Here is a 16949-nt window from a genome sequence, read left to right on the forward strand (position 1 = left end):
AAGTTCTTGCTTTTAGAATTTGAGATTAACATTGAATCCTATATTACGAATGGTGGGTTCAGGGAAAATAATACTATTTGTCTGTGGGGAAACACCGTTGTTTTTTGTCAAACCGTTATAACCATCAGGATCCATAAAAGGAACTTTCGCCCAAAGGGCTAGATTGCGCCCGACAAGAGAAATACTAGCAGCTTTAAAAGGACCTTTTTTCAATAAATGGGATGGAATTTGATATGTCAATGTTACTTCACGCAGTTTCACGAAGGTTCCACTATAGTTTACAGATTCGTCGATACCATTGGTATATTTTGCAAACACCCAATCTATGTAATTAACTCTAGTTGTGTTCGGTGCAAAAGTACGTGTATCAGCAGTGATGTTACCTTGGGCGTCATAGCTAACTTCGCCGCCTGTTTGAGTGACTCCACCAGCAAGGTATGTCTTTTCTCCGTTATATGCATCGTCCCGATAACTGTTTGCTGTATTGGGATGCATTCCACCTTCATACATTTTTGCTTCTAAACCATTGTATATTTTTCCGCCAACACGGCCATCAAAAGCAAAAGAAAGTCCGAAATTTTTATATTGAAAGCTGTTTTGGAAACCAAATTCCCAATTTGGGAGGACATACCCGAGGTTGGTCTCTTGATTAATATACTGTGGAATACCATTCTCGTGGACAATCTGTCCGTCAGGAGACTTTTGCCATGCCCAGCCGCGATAGATATCCATTCGTTCACCTACTTTCACCCCGCCACGAATTTCTTCGCCACCATAATATTCAAGTACCGTGTTTCGTAGGCGGGAATAATTCAATGTGGTCGTCCATTTGAAGTTCTCGGTCTGTACTGGTGTCCCAGAAACAACAAGTTCGATACCTCTCCGACGATAACGATCCCCGTTCAGTTGAAGTTTGGCAAAACCGGAAGCTTCAGAGAGCGGAACTTCAACTACATTGTTCGTTCTGTCGTAGTTGAAGTAGGTGAAATCTAATCCGATACGATTACGAAACAGACGTAATTCTGCACCATATTCCTGAGAGATTGTTTTATTAGGTTTTAATCCCGGAGGACGTAAGGTATTAGGGAGATATAAGGAGGGGTTGCCGTTCCAACGATTTTTAACATCATAAGTAAGGAGCGCGCTGTAGGCACTGATATCTGTTGTTGCATCGGTAACTGCAGCACGAAGTTTAAAATAGGATATTGCTTCTGGTAAATGGAACATTTCGGAAACAATCAGACTGAGGGAGGCGGAAGGATAGAAATAAGAATTATAGGGTGACTGTAAGGCTGAGGTCCAATCATTCCGCCCAGTCAAACTTAATGTCGCCATGTTGCGGTAATCCAGGTCGACATAACCGTATACACCATATACTTGTTTTTCAATCCGTTCATTCGTCGAACGGACAGGATCTCTGGAATTATCCAAATTATACCATTCTGGAACAGACAGCCCGCCAGTGGTTTTGGATTCTAATTTGTTGTATTGGTCTAATCGAGTGCTTGCACCGACACTAGCTGTAACAGTAAAATCTTGAGCTATCTTTTTGTCATAGGTCAATAATGCATCGCTAACAAAACGCATCCGATTATCACGATTGATACTGTAATTGCCATAAGGAGCGGCATCCGTACCATAGTTAATATAACTATAGGGAATACGACTTTCACTGTTTGCAAAGTTTGTGGTAATGCCACCGCGAACGAGTAATTTTAGGTTATTGTTAAACTTATATTTGATATTTCCTTGCGAAACAATTACGTCGTTGGTGTAGGCTCTTTCCTTCTCATAGGCCAAAAACCAGGGGTTATTGTACCAACTGTAATTGTAGGTCAGTTGTTCCAGTCCCTCCCGGCCCGGCTTCCAATAACTCCGCATGTCGCGGATATCAACATCAGGCCCCATCCATAAAACAATATTATAAAGATAGTTGTCAGGTGAATAACCACTGTTTGGATAATTGGGCGAGTATTGCCTATTATATGAAAGTGTCGCTTCGGCGTCAAGTTTACTATTTAGTTTCAGCTTACCTGCAAGGCTCAAGGTCGTTGAATTTAATTTTGTATTGGGCACTTGTCCTTTTTGATACAGATGAGAAAGTGAGATGCGGTAGTCCGATTTGTCTGTTGATCCAGCAACACTTACATTGTGTGTTGTAATCAAACCATTGTTAAGAAAGTTGCCAAGATTATCTTTTCCTCGGCTAATCCATGGTAGTGGTTTTAACTTATTTGTTTCTGGATCCAAGGGACTATTGTATTGGGGTATTTCGATAAAACCACTTCCCGTGGTCGGATCAGGCTGATTCAGTTTTGGCCCCCAGACATAACCATAAGCATCGTTGATACCGCCACCTTTTCCATCTACGAAAGCATATTTTCCATTGAATCCCATTCCATAGTCCTGTTGTGTTTTTGGGATACGTAAAAATCCGGCCTGAAATTCCGTACTGGAATTATAGGTGAGTTCAATTCCTGCGGTCCCACCTTTGCCCTTTTTGGTGGTGATCATAATTGCACCGTTTTGAGCCACTGATCCATATAAGGCTGATGAAGCTGTTCCTTTCAATACTGTGATATTTTCGATGTCATCTGCATTCAGACTCCACATATCAAAACCATCAGGAGCAGGAACCCCATCGATAACAATTGTTGCATTACCACCTCTCAATGTAATTTCAGGATTTTCAAATAAGGTAGATTTGGTTCTGACCTGTAGTCCCGCAATTTTTCCAACTAGACTGGATGCAACATTGGGCTCGCGGGCGGCGGTCAGACTCTCTCCTTTGACATCCTGTGAAGCATAAGCCACTTTACGTTTCTCTTTATTAATACCCAAGGCTGTGACAACTACTTCGGCCATAGCGTTACTGACCGGGTTAAGGTGGACGTGAAGTACTTTATCTTTAGCGATAATCTCTTGTTTTTCGTAGCCCAGAAAACTAAAAATAAGTGTTGAATTATTAGGGACTTTTAATGAGAATTTTCCTTCAGAATCGGTCCGTGTTCCGATTTTGTTGTCGGCTTTTGTATAGATATTAACACCCACGAGAGGCCCCTTGTCATCCCTTACGGTACCGGAGACTTCCATTTGTTGGAGTTTATTGGCTGCGGTAATGGTGATTGTCCGTGACATCTTTTGATAATTAAGTCCTCTTGGGATAAGGATTTTATCTAGCGTTTCATCTAGAGATGCCTGTTCTACGGTTAGGTTGACTACCTCTACTTTATTGATCAGTTCACTTGAATAGAAAAATTTATAATCAGTCTGCTGTGATATTTTCTTTAACACGCTTTCTAAACGCATGTGCTTGACTGATAGGTTGATTTGTTGCCCATTTGTTTTAGCATTTAGCCCAATGGAGAACAGAAACATGAAGATGATTATCAATTTCATTCTTCTAATGATTAAATAATGGCCCGTAAAAAAACGACATAGTCGTATTGTTCCTTTACGATCACAGAAATATTCCATAATTTTGAATTGAGGTTGTTTAATATTTTTTTTGAACAGCTTTTTGAACAGATTGCGGAGATGTTACCACCATCTCCGTATTTTTTTGTATCAACTTCTTATCATAGGCAGCGTTTTTATTTGTTTTTTTGTTTAACAGTAAGATGATTCCCGTTAAGGGTAAAATCCAGATTACCAACATTAGCGAGCATTTTCAGTACACCATTTAATTTACTGTTACGGTCCATACTACCACTATATCGACCGCTTGGTAAATTTCCGTTAATGCTGACTTTCAGATCATACCAATTACTGACATCTTGTAATATCTTACCTAATGGTTCGTCTTTAAAATAAAAATATCCTTCTTTCCAGGCAGTAGCGCTTTCAACGTCAACTGTTTGGAGTTGTAGCTTATCTTTAGTATCTATAAATGCTTTTTCTCCTGGGACCATGGTGATTCGCTGATCGTGATAAGTCAATTGAACGGACCCTTCTACTAATGTCGTCGCAAAATGTTTGGGATGATAAGCACGTAAATTGAAAGAGGTGCCCAATACTGAAATATTTAGATCACCAGTTTGAACTTTGAATGGACGTTTCTTATCTTTTTGAACCTTAAAGAAGGCTTCACCTTCAACTTTGACAAAACGTTCATCTGTGGGAAAACGATTGGGGAAATAGAGCTTGGAATTGGCATTTACCCAAACAGTAGATCCATCAGGCAACTGTATTTCGAAAGTTCCGGCTTTTGGAACTTCGAGGATATTCCATTGGATGGTTTCTTCAGCTGAACTGCCACTATAGACTAACCGCCCCTTTTCATAGTTGAGATTATTGTCTTTTGCGTTGATAGACTGTTGTTTATCAAAACTTAATTTTTTACCAGTATAAAGTGTAAGACGAGCTTGGTTTTTTCCCGGGAGAATTTCTTCGGTTTGTTTCTTTGCGGCCTGTCTTATGGTGTCCTTAGGTATCCTCGGTTTATTTTGCCAAAGGTATGGTAAAAGACAGAGGATCATTACGGCTGCCGCTGCTGCGGAAAAACGATATAAAGTCTGTAACCGGCTCCGTTTTTTTTCACTTTCTTGAAACTTTGACATTGTCAGTGCTATTCTTTTGTCGACAGTACAAACGATTGATGTAACAGCCTCGGGGGAAGTTTCGGATTGGCCCACCGCAATCTGTTGTTCAATCAGCTTGCGGAGCTGATCCATGGATGTTGGGGAACCAAAATGTTCCATCAATTGATCAATGTCCTCAATTGAGCAACGGTTGGCAATAAAATCCTGAAACAGTTTATTTAAATTTTTCTTTTCCAAGGGACTCGTTTACATCTATTACGTACTACGGTAAAAAAGTCACTACATGAAATCGAAAAATTTTTTAATTTTTTATGAAGCGTTATTTAGTCCACAACAGAAGAAGGAAATAAGGAAGGTTTACAGGGTTCTGTAGAAATAATAATATTTTCTTATTGGCACGATTTAAATGGTTACTGATCGTATTTGGAGATATTTGCAAAAGATCGGACACTTCGTCATAACTACGGCCTTCAATTTTGCACAGTTGGAACACCGTTCTGCATTTAGGAGGAAGTTCTGTCAGTGCTTTATCTATCAATTCTCTTCGGTATTTATTTTCCAAAAGCTCATCGATATGCTGGTAAACGGTTTCCTGTATATTGATAAGATAGTCCTGATAATTTCGATCCTTACTGATCTTGCGATAAAAGTCAGCGACCATATTAGCTGCTATCCGATAGAGGTAGCCTTCAAAACAACGTTCGGGATCAATCTTGGATCTATTTTCCCAAACTTTGACAAAAACATCGTGGAGAATGTCTTCTGCGACATCAGACGCTTTTACGAGTTTAAGCAGATTGCCAGCTAGCTGATGCTTGTACGTATTGTACAACCATTCAAAAGCTATCATTTCACCTGCATTTAAGCGAATGATCCATGCGGTATAATTCAGATCTTCAGCCTTACTCTTCATTTCGCGAAACTATTGGTTATAGATGAATTGGTCGTTAACTCAATGTAATCAGATTGTGTATATTGGTCTTTGACGAAATACACAATCCTTAAAAGCGTATCTACACTACAATAATAGTAAATTATAAATGAAGTTAATAAATATCTTTTAAAGGGAATAGAACTATGGGCAATTCTATAGCTGGTCGATAGGAGTTCTTTTTGAGATAGTTAACAGGGTACTAAAGCGAGTCCATCGCTTTCCGGTGAATTCGCTTTAGTACTTGCTGTTGTCCCTACCCTTTTATTGATTTTATAAAATCAGGGATTTGATCCATATAATCTTGCTCTCCGAGCCTCTTAACAAATGCACTGCCGATAATTGCGCCAGCAGTATATTGACTTGCTTTCTGAAAAGCTTCTTTGTTTGAAATTCCGAAACCAACGATCAATGGATTTCTTAGCTCCAGATCATGAATCCGTTTAAAGTAGGCATTGGTGTCTTCGCCCACATCCAGTGTTTTTCCCGTTGTGGCATTGGAGGACAATAAGTAGATAAAACTATTGGAGAGACTGTCTATTTTCCGGATTCGTTCGGTTGAGGTCTGTGGTGTTACGATAAAGATATTCGCGATACCGTTTTTTTCAAACGTTTCTCTGTAGAGATCCTCATATTCATACATGGGCAGGTCAGGAATAATAACCCCGTCTACACCGACATTTTTGCACTCTTCACAGAATTTCTCCACGCCGAATTGGATCACCGGATTGACGTAACCCATGAGGAAGACCGGGATCTGTACATGTTGGCGTAGTTCACGTAACTGTTCAAATAATTTTTTGACAGTCATTCCATTGGCCAGAGCAACTTCTGAACTGTGTTGGATAACAGGTCCGTCTGCAACAGGATCAGAATAGGGGAAACCTATTTCCAAAAAGTCTGCACCTGCTTCTTCCAGTTTCTTAGCAATCTGGATTGTACTGTCCAGTGCTGGGTATCCTGCTGTAAAATATATCGATAGAAGGGGATTTCCTTCTTTTTTTTCAATCGTATTCATGCTTTAAAAATCAAAGTATTTCATATAGTTATCAAGATCCTTATCGCCGCGCCCTGATAAACAAACCACAACGGTTTCATCACCCTTAAAAGGAATTTTCGCTAAATAGGCAAGTGCATGTGAACTTTCTATTGCGGGGATAATACCTTCGAGTCGAGTGAGCTCTAGGCCCGCATGCATTGCTTCATCATCTGTAATACTAACATATCTTCCTCTTCCGGATTTAAATAGCCAAGCATGTTGCGGTCCGATCCCAGGATAGTCAAGTCCGGCTGAAATAGAGTAGGGTTCAATAACCTGACCGTCTTCCGTTTGCATCAATATGGATCGGCTTCCGTGCAATACACCTTCTTTCCCCAAAGCTGTCGTAGCAGCTGATTCTCCCGAGTCTACACCATGTCCAGCAGCTTCCACAGCATATAGCTGTACAGCTTCATCATCCAGAAAATGATAGAACATCCCCGCAGCATTGGAGCCGCCACCGACACAGGCTAATACGATGTCTGGGTTCTCCTTTCCGGTTTTTGCTAACAACTGCTTTTTCGTCTCTTCGGAGATAATGGATTGGAATCGGGCAACCATATCTGGGTAGGGATGTGGGCCCACGACAGAGCCAATAATGTAATGTGTATCCACAGGATTATTGATCCAGTCACGCAGCGCTTCATTTGTCGCATCTTTAAGTGTTTTAGAACCTGAGGTAGCAGCAATGACTTCTGCGCCCATCATTTTCATTCGCGCCACATTGGGAGCCTGTCTTTGGATATCAATTTCCCCCATATAGACAGCACATTGTATTCCTTTTAATGCACAGACTGTAGCCGTAGCAACACCATGCTGTCCGGCCCCTGTTTCCGCAATGATCCTTTTTTTTCCAAGACGCTCGGCCAAGAGAATCTGCCCGATGGTATTGTTGATTTTATGGGCTCCAGTATGATTGAGATCTTCACGTTTAAGGTAGATCGTCGTACCATACTTTTCAGACAGTCGCTTCGCATGGTACAAAGGGGAGGGGCGTCCGACGTAATCACGGAGTAGCTGATTGAATTCCTCCTGAAAACTTTTTTCTTCGATTATCTTGAGATATTCCTCACGGAGCTCTTTCACGTTGGGGTAGAGCATCTCGGGGATATAGGCACCACCAAATGGACCATAATATCCTTTTTCATTGACTTGATATATACTCATTTTTTAATACTATTTATGCTACGGGCCAAAAGATCGACATCTTTTAATCCTGGTTCTACTTCAAATTTTGAATTGAGATCCAAGGCATACAACCTGGGATCATTTGCTTGTAAAGCATCTTGGACACTGTCCGCATCTAATCCGCCACTAAGAAAATAAGGGCACTCGAGTTCGTATTGCTGCAATAAGGACCAGTCAAATCGCATCCCGGTGCCGCCGTAAGAACTGCTTTTGGTGTCGAATAAAAAAAAGTCTACAGCTCCCACGTAAGCGTCCAATACTGACCAGTCAAAATGCGGGTCTATACCAAAAGCTTTGATCACGGTCACTGGTGCACATTGCTTAAGTTCTGCACAGAATTGAGGACTTTCATCACCATGCAGTTGAACTGCATCTAATTCGAACTCTTCTATTTTACGATAGACCTCCGTGAGGTTCGCATTGACAAAAACACCAACTTTTATAACACCTTGGAGTCCTTTAATATAGTCTTTATTAGCATCGCCAACAAAACGTTTGGATTTTTCATAAAATATAAAACCGATGTAGTCAACAGCAAGGGCGGTCACTCCAACGATATTGTCAGGGTGCTTCATGCCACAAACTTTTATCTTGATTGCCATCTTATTGCTTTATTATTTTTTTGAAACTTTTGAGCGCCCTTCCTGTCATAAGTGATTCCTCGGCTTCATAGAAACAGTCGCCAAAAGATTTTTCAGGATGAAATGTTTTTATGGCAAACGCCGCATTTGTCAAAACAACATTGTTCTGCACATCTGTGCCTGTGTTGTTCAAGATGGACAAGAAGGTCTGGGCTGCTTCGGCGATGCTGTCCCCACCTGCGAGTTCCTGTGGAAGAACAGGGCTGAAGCCCAGTTCCTCCATGTTATAATAATTTTCACCCTGATTGTTGATAACCTTGAAATCTCCGGTCATCGATATCTCGTCATAACCGTCCAGTGCATGGATAATGGAATATTGTTTGTTCGTATTTTGGTATAAATAACCGTATAAGCGTGCAAGCTCCAAGCTGAATACACCAACCGATTGAAATTTCGGATTGGCCGGGTTGGTCAATGGCCCCAACATGTTAAAGAATGTTTTTACACCTAAGGCGCGCCGTATGGGGGCCACCGTTTTCATGGCTGGGTGAAACAATGGCGCGTGCAGGAAACAGATATTGGCTTCATCGAGCTGTCGCTGCAACTCGGTTTTGTCATTACTGAATTGATACCCTAGATACTCCATTACGTTGGAGGAGCCGCAGCTCGATGATACACCTATATTGCCATGCTTTGCAACCTGATAACCTGCGCCAGCTGTCACGAAGGAAGCAATGGTAGAAATATTAAACGTATTTTTACCATCACCGCCAGTACCACATAAGTCGATCAAGTCATAGCCATCAAAATCCAGCTTGAGGCACAGATCGTACATGGCATCTCGAAATCCGCCAAGTTCTTCCACCCGAATACTGCGCATACCATAAGCTGTCATAAAAGCAGCGATCTGATGGCTATCATATTTACCTTTGGCAATGTTCGTCAAAATCTCGTAAGCTTCTTGCCGCGAAAAGGTCTTGTATTCAAATAAATGGGCTAAAATTTCTTTCATAATATTTTTTAAATAAAAAAGGGCTTACCTTATTTAGGCAAGCCCATCATATCTTGATGTATATATCAAATAATGCAATAGGTGTTTGCCACAACGTTATTCGTTGTGCCACCACCAAGCCTTATTCAATATACTTATTATCATTTCCATTTTTGTTATTACAAATATGGTTGATAGAATTCTAAAATGCAAGTGTTTTTATTGAAAAATTTTTAAGAAAGCTGTCTAGGTTTAAGATGGCTCATAAGTATAGGCGAGTGAGATCCTGAAATAAGTCAAGTGTATGGTGCTTGTCCATATCATGAATAGGATGATCAGGTGCAAACTATGGCGAGTATTTTAAAAGGATTGAAAACGAAGATCACTTATGGAAATTAATAGAACACAAAATGTGCTTTATTGTTTCCTTTGGAGACCAAGGTAAAGGAGGCAATTTTTTTGTCTCGGATAACGGCGGCAAAAACAAAACGCTTGAGATACCTCACGAAATATACTTGCTGCGGATCTATTCCTTCCAGATCAATATCGTAGGTTTCTTTCCGGCCAGCTGCTATAAAGTTGATGTATTCTAATTGACGGATATCTTTGCTTTGTACATTGATTCGAATTTCGTCTATGCTGGCCAAAAGATATTCCTGTTGATCTTCATCTAGATTTTTCGCCGTTAATATATCCTGACTTAAAATGATGTCAGTCGCCAGATCGGGATCATTTAGACGATGGACGAATTTTCTTAACACAGCAATATTTTCTGTCGCTGCAGGATTTTCCTGAGCGAACAGAGAAAAAGATAGCATACAGCTTATGAACGTTAACAACAATATATTTGGTTTTATCTTCATAAGCTTAAGACTGAATGTCATGACAATGGATTAATTTTCTGAAATAAAAAACGCCTTTGACTAAAGGCGTTTTTTATTTGCTAATATTCATCTTCGTTGAAGAAGAAATCATCTTTTGTTGGATAATCGGGCCAAATTTCTTCAATATTTTCATATGGCTCACCATCATCCTCAAGAGATTGTAAGTTTTCAATCACCTCAACTGGTGCACCCGAACGAATAGCGTAATCGATTAATTCATCTTTTGTTGCTGGCCACGGTGCATCTTCTAGATGCGAAGCTAATTCTAATGTCCAATACATATAAAAACAATTTAAGTTCTCTATTTTCGCAAAACTATCATTTAATTTAACTTAAACAAGTAAATCAACTGTTATTTTTGTGTAAATAATATAAGTGATTGATTTGTAGTGAAATAATATTTTTAAATATTCTCAAAGTCGCTCCCTTTTTCATTTAAGGCACTTAGCCGTGGTGACACGGATTTAATGTCTGTATTGGGGTAATCGTTTTCAATTAGACCATCGCGCATGCGTACAATGCGATGGGCATGTAGCGCAATATCTTCTTCGTGAGTGACTAAGATAATGGTATTTCCTTTGGAATGAATCTCCTCGAGCAAACCCATGATTTCAATGGATGTCTTTGTATCAAGATTTCCCGTTGGTTCATCGGCTAATATGATCGAGGGATCATTGATCAGGGCCCGGGCAACCGCCACCCGCTGACGCTGTCCCCCTGAAAGCTCATTGGGTCTGTGATCCATGCGGTGTCCCAATCCGACGCTTTCCAATGCGCCCGTAGCTTTTTCTTCCCGCTTGGCTTTATTGTACCCTGCATAGATTAAAGGGAGTGCCACATTCTCCAATGCGGTGCTTTTAGGAAGGAGATTAAATGTTTGAAATACAAAGCCGATCTCTTTATTTCTTACTTCGGCTAACTCGTCTTCCGACATGTCACTTACATTAATCCCATTCAGGATATATTCACCCCTACTGGGCGTATCGAGGCAACCCAGAATATTCATCAACGTGGATTTTCCGGATCCTGAAGGCCCCATGAGCGCTACAAATTCTCCTTTATGAATATTGAGCGTTACTGAGCTGAGTGCATGGATTGTCTCTGAGCCTATTTGGTATTCACGTGCAATATCCTTGATTTCGATTAATATCTTTCCTGACATATTTTTTGGACGTTCTCTGGTTGATGAAAATACGATTTATTCTTCATAATCCAATAGGAATGCATTTTGTCATAAACAATTTTCTCCAAGTCTGTGGCATTGTTGTCGTCAAAGTCTTTTGTTTCAATAGGCGAAAAAACATGGACCCTGACAATTCCCGGATGGGATCCTCTTTTGGCGCCATCATCAAAAAAGATATCCCAGGCGTTTTCAATGATAATGGGAACCACCGGCACATCGTTTTGTGCCGCAATACGAAATGCCCCAGACTTAAACGCATGTATCTGAGGTGGAAATCCGTCATCTATTTTTCCTTCCGGAAAAATGACAACACTGCGACCATTTTGGACAAGCTCGTTGGCACGTTGAAATGCCTTAAATGAAGATACTTTACTCCTCCGTGTGACAGGAATGTCTATAGTTTTGAAAAATATACGGGTTACGGGATTTTTAAGAAGAGAGGCCTTCCCGATAAATGAAAACGGAACAGGACATAGATAGGTTAGCGCTGTGATATCAAGCACTGAGGTATGGTTGGGACAAAGTACCATTGGTCTGTTCCAGTCCATCTCTGATTCATAGGTGACTTTAAAAAATACACCTGCCAATGCTGATCCTCCTATGGATACCCAACGTCGCATACGCGCAATCTGGGCATAGTTCTTTTTTGGATGCCGGGCCAAGAAATAGATATAGGGGAATAATACGATGAAAACAAGTAGAACGCTAATAAAATACCAGTAACGATGGAGTTTTTTGAGCAATAGAACCATACAATTCAACTAATTTTGACCTAAAGTAAAAAAAGAAAATGGATAATTAATTATCCATTTTCTTTTAGTCTATTGTAAAGCCGTACTTTTTGTAGATCTGCTTTGCTGTGGGGGAGTCCATAAATTTTAAAAAATCATCTGCAGCCTGTGCATGTGGTGCATTTTTCAATTTCGCGGCCACATAGGTTGCTGTGGTATTCTGCGCACCAGGAATGGCTATGCCTTCAACAGGATGACCGATAAGCTTTTGGTAGACGACCTCTGAAGTCCAGACCGGAGCTACATCGGCTTGACTGTAAAGGATACGCATGGGGCTTTCGCGATGATGTATTTTTGTTAAATACGTACTGCCATCCTTTACCTTATCTTCCATGATCTTCTTGACCAGCTGTTCACCGCCTGCTTTTTTGTAGGAAGCCTTAATCTGTTCACCTATGCCTTCCCATTGTGGGTTAGGCATGCTAATCCGTACATTGGAATTGCCCAGATCGTTCAATGTTTTGATATTTGCAGGGTTGCCCTGAGGGACCATCAGGCAAATGTTGTTGTAACAATAGGTTTGGGTATGACTGAAATAATCTGCCATCTCGTTAATTGCACGTTTGCTTGCGGTGTAGATATCGGGTTGGTGCGTAATACGCAGATTGCCAATCGTAATGGAGCCCCCTTTTATCTGTTTCGCTAGGATTCCCGGTGGCAATGTTTCGACAAAAATACGTTCGTATTGTGGATATTCTTTTTTGAAAGATGTCAGTAAATCATCCACAACCATAAACTGGTTGCCGGCAAAAAAGACAGTGAGCTGCGGGTTTTCAATATCCCCGTACAGATCCGGAATATTGTCTATCCCGGGAACAGTAAAATTTAATGCTGATTCGGGCGGATTGTTCCAAGGGGGATCAAAACGATGTTCCTGTGCCCTGATTTTTGGAACGGTAAAGCATGCCAAGGCGAGACTTAAGGTGATTGATTTTTTCATCATACTATGGTTTAACAATGACCCATCCCTCATTTGCCCTTAAGATCAATTCGCCATTCCCGCTAGGGACATAACCGATGAAATCAAACAGTTCTTCTTTTGCAATATGTTTTTCTTCCAATGTGTTTAGACACTGGGCGACAATAACACCTTTTTCTACAAGGTCCTGTAAGGGTTTTTCATACTGGCTATTCTTTTTTAAATAGGCTTCGGTACCACCAGAAAAAGCCACCAGTTCAATTTGAAGATGTCCTTTCAGTCGCGGATCTTTCAGTACATTGTTGATATTGCGAATGGCTTTCTCAATGGTTTTTGGATCATTACTATCCAATTGATAGATCGCCTTATACAGTTTTTTCTTGGAAACAGCCCCTGTATATTGATGGTTGTTTAGCAATAATTTATTGCTTTGTGCTTTCGCCTGTATTGTTGTCATCGCTAAGAGGATGCACACCATTGTCATCTGTTTTTTCATCATATTAAAAATTATAAGGTCCATGTTTATGTTGTTCTAAACTAATATTGTCTGCGTATGGCGGATAAGGGCTATCTTTTGGCTTCTTAGTCAGATTCGGGTAATCAAATTCCTTGTTCGCTTTTTTCGGACGATCGAAAGAATTGATGTAGGCGGCGACATCATAGGCTTCCTCATCGCTGAGCTGCGGAGCATCATAACTTGCCCCTAAAGGCATGTTTGCTTTTATAAAACGCGCTGCTGTAAGCAACCGTGCCATGCCAGCTCCATCGTTGTAGCTATCTTTTCCCCAAAGTGGTGGATATAAATAGCCCTTGCCGGTAGGCTGTGGCACCCCTTGTCCGTCTTTGCCATGGCAGCTTGTACATTTGCCTTCAAAGACCAATTGACCATGTTTTAAATCCGCAGCACGATTTGGTATGCCCATTTTGACAAAGCCCTGACCAGTTAATCTTCCCTTATTGACCGTATTGATACTGATATTTTTTATATAGGTGACAATAGCACGCATTTCTTTGCCATTTTCTGGAATAGCTCGGCCGTTCATACTTCTTTCGAAGCAACCATTAATACGTTCCTCTAAGGATTCAACTTTGTTTTCTCGTCCGATATAGGTTGGAAAAACATTTGTGAGTCCAACATACGGAGCTGCGAAAGCTTTTGTCCCACCGTTGAGGTGACAACTGCTGCATGCTAATTTATTTCCGATTTTTATTTCCCCCTCGTAAAAATAGTCATAAGTGTTTTTGATCAGCTTCTCGCCGTAACTAGCCATTTCACCTTCTGGGTTGTCTTTGAAGGATACGGCTCTGAACTGCGACACATGTGTAATGAGAGAATCATTTTCTGCAGCGGGCGAATCGGTCGATTGACCGGTGTTTCCATGTTTAAGTGGAAATATACAGAGTGTTGTACAGGTGATGAACAATGCAATAATGATCCAACTGAGCGCCTTTAGGTAAGTTGTTAGTTTTTTGTATTCCATGCCTCTAATTCGTTTGTACAAATCTACCGGTCTATTAACAGCGATTAAAACGAAGTTTTTTTATGAGATATAACCAAATGTTATATCTTGAAATTTTGTTTCAGGCAGAACTGCAAGAATTGGTTGGGGGTACCGGCAAGACCTCCGTATAGATGCGTGAAATAGAAATAACGTTCAATAGACAGTTGAGGAATATCGACAATGGTCAATTGATTGTTCAGTACCTCCCGTTGAACCGTATGAATAGAAAGAAAGGCAAAACTATGGCGGCGGGCCAGGTATCCTTTTATACTTTCTGTTGATGGTAATATCATTTCTATCTGGATCTCTGAAAGACTGATACGTTGTTCTTTTAATGCATTTTCAACAATGGTACGCGTACCCGACCCCTGCTCACGAAGGACTAAAGGTAGACGTGTAATGTCCGAAAGAATAGGATTTTTCAATTGTTTTAAAAGCGGGTTTTCGCTATTGGTGATCAAAACGAGCTCATCTTTCATAAAGGGGATATATTTTAATGCCCTGTTGTCTGTTGAGCCCTCCGTGATACCCAGGTCCAATGTTTTGTCAATAAGCTGTTCTTCAATGCTACGGCTGTTGGATTGAAAAGACTGGATGCGGTTATTTGGATATTGGGAGAGAAAATCTGCCAGTAAGGTGGGAAGCACATATTGGGAGATTGTTGTGCTGGCTCCTAACACAAGGTTTCCCTTACGTCCCGTTTGAAGTTCTTGTATTTCCTGCCCTGCCTGATTGTAGAGGTTGATAATCTGTTGGGCGTATTTATAGAGAATTTGCCCCGGCTCAGTCAGGTCGAGGTTATTTCCCTTCCTTTCAAAAAGAGGGACACCAAGTTTTTTTTCCAGTTCCTGAATGTTTTTGCTGACTGCAGGTTGCGAGATGAAAAGTGCCGAAGCGGTCTTGGTGAAATTAAGATGCTGAGCTGCAGTATAAAAAACGATGAGGCGAAAATCAAAATCCATAAATGATAAAGGGTTATTTCTAAAATTTAAAAATAACCCTTTATCTAATGAAAAACTAAATTATTTACTTAGTTCTGCGTAATATTTATGAAATAAAGGAATAGTAGAGATACCCATGAGGTAATTCTCGATTCCATATTTTTCGTTTGGAGAATGCAGGTTATCGCTGTCTAGTCCAAATCCAAGAAGCACTGTTTTTAATCCTAAAACGTCTTCAAATAAAGCGACAATTGGAATAGATCCACCACCGCGGGTAGGGATTGGTTTTACGCCAAATGTTTCATGTAAAGCTTTTTCAGCGGCTTTATAGGCAACACTGTCTGTTGGTGTGACTACCGGTTCTCCACCGTGATGCGGTTTCACTTCTACTTTAACATAATCTGGTGCAATACCCTCGAAGTGTTTTTTGAATAACTCAGTAATGCGTTCAGAATTTTGGTTCGGGACAAGACGCATCGAGATTTTTGCATTTGCTTTGGAAGGCAATACTGTTTTGGCACCTTCGCCGATATATCCGCCCCAGATACCATTGACCTCCAAAGTAGGACGGATTCCTGTGCGTTCTAAAGTGGTGTATCCCTTCTCTCCCCAGATATTCTGAATACCCAAATCTGATTTGTATTCTTCGATATCAAATGGAGCTTCATTCAATGCTCTGCGTTCTTCATCCGTTAATTCAACAACATCGTCGTAAAATCCAGGGATCGCAATATGGTTGTTTTCATCGTGCAGGGAGGCGATAAGTTTTGCGAGAATCGTTGCTGGATTTGCAACCGCACCACCATATACTCCAGAGTGTAAATCCCGGTTTGGTCCAGTGACTTCAACTTCGACATAAGAAAGTCCACGGAGACCTGTCTCCAAAGAAGGTTGCTCCATGCTGATCATAGATGTATCCGAAATCACGATCACATCTGCCTTCAGTCTTTCGGTGTTTTCTTTTACAAATGTTCCTAGGTTAACCGAACCAACTTCTTCTTCACCTTCGATCATAAATTTGATGTTACATGCCAAAGCATTGTTTTGCATCATATATTCGAAAGCTTTCACATGCATATAAAACTGTCCCTTGTCATCTGCCGAACCACGGGCATATATTTTTCCATCGCGGATAGTCGGTTCAAAAGGAGGGGTGTCCCACAACTCATATGGATCTGCTGGCTGTACATCGTAGTGACCGTAAGTCAGTACAGTTGGCAATGAAGGATCAATAATTTTTTCGCCATAAACGATTGGATTACCAGCAGTGGCACAAACTTCTACGTTGTCGGCACCTGCTTCACGCAATTTTTGAGCAACAAATTCAGCAGTCTTCTGTACATCGCCCTTAAATTTGGGATCAGCACTGACCGAAGGTAAACGCAATAAATCAAACAACTCATCTAAAAAACGTTGCTTGTTTGCTTCTACATATTCTTTAATGTTTTGCATATTGTT

16 protein-coding genes are annotated in these 16949 nt (G+C 40.7%); all 16 read right to left on the minus strand.

What is annotated here, in order from left to right; genetic code table 11:
* Positions 1–12 precede the first annotated feature (12 nt).
* The 16 genes from ABTV71_RS04285 to ABTV71_RS04360 all read right to left on the minus strand — a co-directional run bounded on the left by ABTV71_RS04285 (position 13) and on the right by ABTV71_RS04360 (position 16943).
* The gene (locus tag ABTV71_RS04285; protein WP_433902341.1) at positions 13–3399 is read right to left on the minus strand and encodes a SusC/RagA family TonB-linked outer membrane protein; all 3387 of its coding nucleotides are present in this window, start codon (positions 3397–3399) and stop codon (positions 13–15) included.
* Positions 3400–3593: 194 nt separating this feature from the next.
* Complete coding sequence (locus tag ABTV71_RS04290; RefSeq protein WP_433902342.1) at positions 3594–4778, minus strand: FecR family protein; 1185 nt, start codon at positions 4776–4778, stop codon at positions 3594–3596.
* Between the two features lie 82 nt (positions 4779–4860).
* Positions 4861–5454, minus strand: coding sequence for an RNA polymerase sigma factor (locus ABTV71_RS04295; protein ID WP_433902343.1), 594 nt, complete (start codon positions 5452–5454; stop codon positions 4861–4863).
* Positions 5455–5728: 274 nt separating this feature from the next.
* The gene (gene trpA / locus ABTV71_RS04300; protein ID WP_433902344.1) at positions 5729–6490 is read right to left on the minus strand and encodes a tryptophan synthase subunit alpha; all 762 of its coding nucleotides are present in this window, start codon (positions 6488–6490) and stop codon (positions 5729–5731) included.
* Positions 6491–6493: 3 nt separating this feature from the next.
* On the minus strand, positions 6494–7678 hold the full coding sequence (trpB, locus tag ABTV71_RS04305) for a tryptophan synthase subunit beta (RefSeq protein WP_121126227.1): 1185 nt from the start codon (positions 7676–7678) through the stop codon (positions 6494–6496).
* Positions 7675–8274 carry a phosphoribosylanthranilate isomerase gene (locus tag ABTV71_RS04310; RefSeq protein ID WP_433902345.1) on the minus strand — a complete coding sequence of 200 codons (600 nt, stop codon included), beginning with the start codon at positions 8272–8274 and terminating at the stop codon, positions 7675–7677. The genes trpB and ABTV71_RS04310 overlap by 4 nt, the downstream gene beginning before the upstream one ends.
* 28 nt (positions 8275–8302) lie before the next feature.
* Positions 8303–9292 (minus strand): anthranilate phosphoribosyltransferase, encoded by a 990-nt coding sequence (gene trpD, locus ABTV71_RS04315; protein WP_433902346.1) that lies wholly within the window; start codon positions 9290–9292, stop codon positions 8303–8305.
* A gap of 374 nt (positions 9293–9666) precedes the next feature.
* A complete protein-coding gene (locus ABTV71_RS04320; protein ID WP_121126230.1) occupies positions 9667–10089 on the minus strand; it encodes a hypothetical protein in 423 nt (140 codons plus the stop codon).
* 125 nt (positions 10090–10214) lie between these two features.
* Positions 10215–10436 carry a DUF2795 domain-containing protein gene (locus ABTV71_RS04325; RefSeq protein ID WP_028072584.1) on the minus strand — a complete coding sequence of 74 codons (222 nt, stop codon included), beginning with the start codon at positions 10434–10436 and terminating at the stop codon, positions 10215–10217.
* Positions 10437–10558: 122 nt separating this feature from the next.
* Positions 10559–11317: an ABC transporter ATP-binding protein gene (locus ABTV71_RS04330; RefSeq protein ID WP_121126231.1), complete on the minus strand. Its 759-nt coding sequence runs from the start codon at positions 11315–11317 to the stop codon at positions 10559–10561.
* Complete coding sequence (locus ABTV71_RS04335; protein WP_121126232.1) at positions 11299–12090, minus strand: lysophospholipid acyltransferase family protein; 792 nt, start codon at positions 12088–12090, stop codon at positions 11299–11301. Before ABTV71_RS04335 ends, ABTV71_RS04330 begins: the two co-directional genes overlap by 19 nt.
* A gap of 64 nt (positions 12091–12154) precedes the next feature.
* Positions 12155–13072: a substrate-binding domain-containing protein gene (locus tag ABTV71_RS04340; protein ID WP_433902347.1), complete on the minus strand. Its 918-nt coding sequence runs from the start codon at positions 13070–13072 to the stop codon at positions 12155–12157.
* A 1-nt stretch (position 13073) separates the two neighbouring features.
* Positions 13074–13547 carry a DsrE family protein gene (locus tag ABTV71_RS04345; protein ID WP_433902348.1) on the minus strand — a complete coding sequence of 158 codons (474 nt, stop codon included), beginning with the start codon at positions 13545–13547 and terminating at the stop codon, positions 13074–13076.
* Between the two features lies 1 nt (position 13548).
* Entirely contained in the window at positions 13549–14529 is a 981-nt protein-coding gene (locus ABTV71_RS04350; RefSeq protein ID WP_433902349.1) for a c-type cytochrome, read from the minus strand.
* An 80-nt stretch (positions 14530–14609) separates the two neighbouring features.
* Complete coding sequence (locus tag ABTV71_RS04355; protein WP_121126235.1) at positions 14610–15512, minus strand: LysR family transcriptional regulator; 903 nt, start codon at positions 15510–15512, stop codon at positions 14610–14612.
* A gap of 60 nt (positions 15513–15572) precedes the next feature.
* The gene (locus ABTV71_RS04360) at positions 15573–16943 is read right to left on the minus strand and encodes a dipeptidase (RefSeq protein ID WP_433902350.1); all 1371 of its coding nucleotides are present in this window, start codon (positions 16941–16943) and stop codon (positions 15573–15575) included.
* Positions 16944–16949: the final 6 nt, after the last annotated feature.

It is taken from the genome of Sphingobacterium puteale, from assembly GCF_050986225.1.
Classification (GTDB): Bacteria; Bacteroidota; Bacteroidia; order Sphingobacteriales; family Sphingobacteriaceae; genus Sphingobacterium; species Sphingobacterium puteale.

Coding starts and splice junctions, on each gene's coding strand:
- ABTV71_RS04285 (WP_433902341.1), bottom strand. CDS start 3,399: ATGAAATTGATAATCATCTTCATGTTTCTGTTCTCCATTGGGCTAAAT.
- ABTV71_RS04295 (WP_433902343.1), bottom strand. CDS start 5,454: ATGAAGAGTAAGGCTGAAGATCTGAATTATACCGCATGGATCATTCGC.
- trpA (WP_433902344.1), bottom strand. CDS start 6,490: ATGAATACGATTGAAAAAAAAGAAGGAAATCCCCTTCTATCGATATAT.
- trpB (WP_121126227.1), bottom strand. CDS start 7,678: ATGAGTATATATCAAGTCAATGAAAAAGGATATTATGGTCCATTTGGT.
- ABTV71_RS04310 (WP_433902345.1), bottom strand. CDS start 8,274: ATGAAGCACCCTGACAATATCGTTGGAGTGACCGCCCTTGCTGTTGAC.
- trpD (WP_433902346.1), bottom strand. CDS start 9,292: ATGAAAGAAATTTTAGCCCATTTATTTGAATACAAGACCTTTTCGCGG.
- ABTV71_RS04320 (WP_121126230.1), bottom strand. CDS start 10,089: ATGCTATCTTTTTCTCTGTTCGCTCAGGAAAATCCTGCAGCGACAGAA.
- ABTV71_RS04325 (WP_028072584.1), bottom strand. CDS start 10,436: ATGTATTGGACATTAGAATTAGCTTCGCATCTAGAAGATGCACCGTGG.
- ABTV71_RS04330 (WP_121126231.1), bottom strand. CDS start 11,317: ATGTCAGGAAAGATATTAATCGAAATCAAGGATATTGCACGTGAATAC.
- ABTV71_RS04335 (WP_121126232.1), bottom strand. CDS start 12,090: ATGGTTCTATTGCTCAAAAAACTCCATCGTTACTGGTATTTTATTAGC.
- ABTV71_RS04340 (WP_433902347.1), bottom strand. CDS start 13,072: ATGATGAAAAAATCAATCACCTTAAGTCTCGCCTTGGCATGCTTTACC.
- ABTV71_RS04345 (WP_433902348.1), bottom strand. CDS start 13,547: ATGATGAAAAAACAGATGACAATGGTGTGCATCCTCTTAGCGATGACA.
- ABTV71_RS04350 (WP_433902349.1), bottom strand. CDS start 14,529: ATGGAATACAAAAAACTAACAACTTACCTAAAGGCGCTCAGTTGGATC.
- ABTV71_RS04355 (WP_121126235.1), bottom strand. CDS start 15,512: ATGGATTTTGATTTTCGCCTCATCGTTTTTTATACTGCAGCTCAGCAT.
- ABTV71_RS04360 (WP_433902350.1), bottom strand. CDS start 16,943: ATGCAAAACATTAAAGAATATGTAGAAGCAAACAAGCAACGTTTTTTA.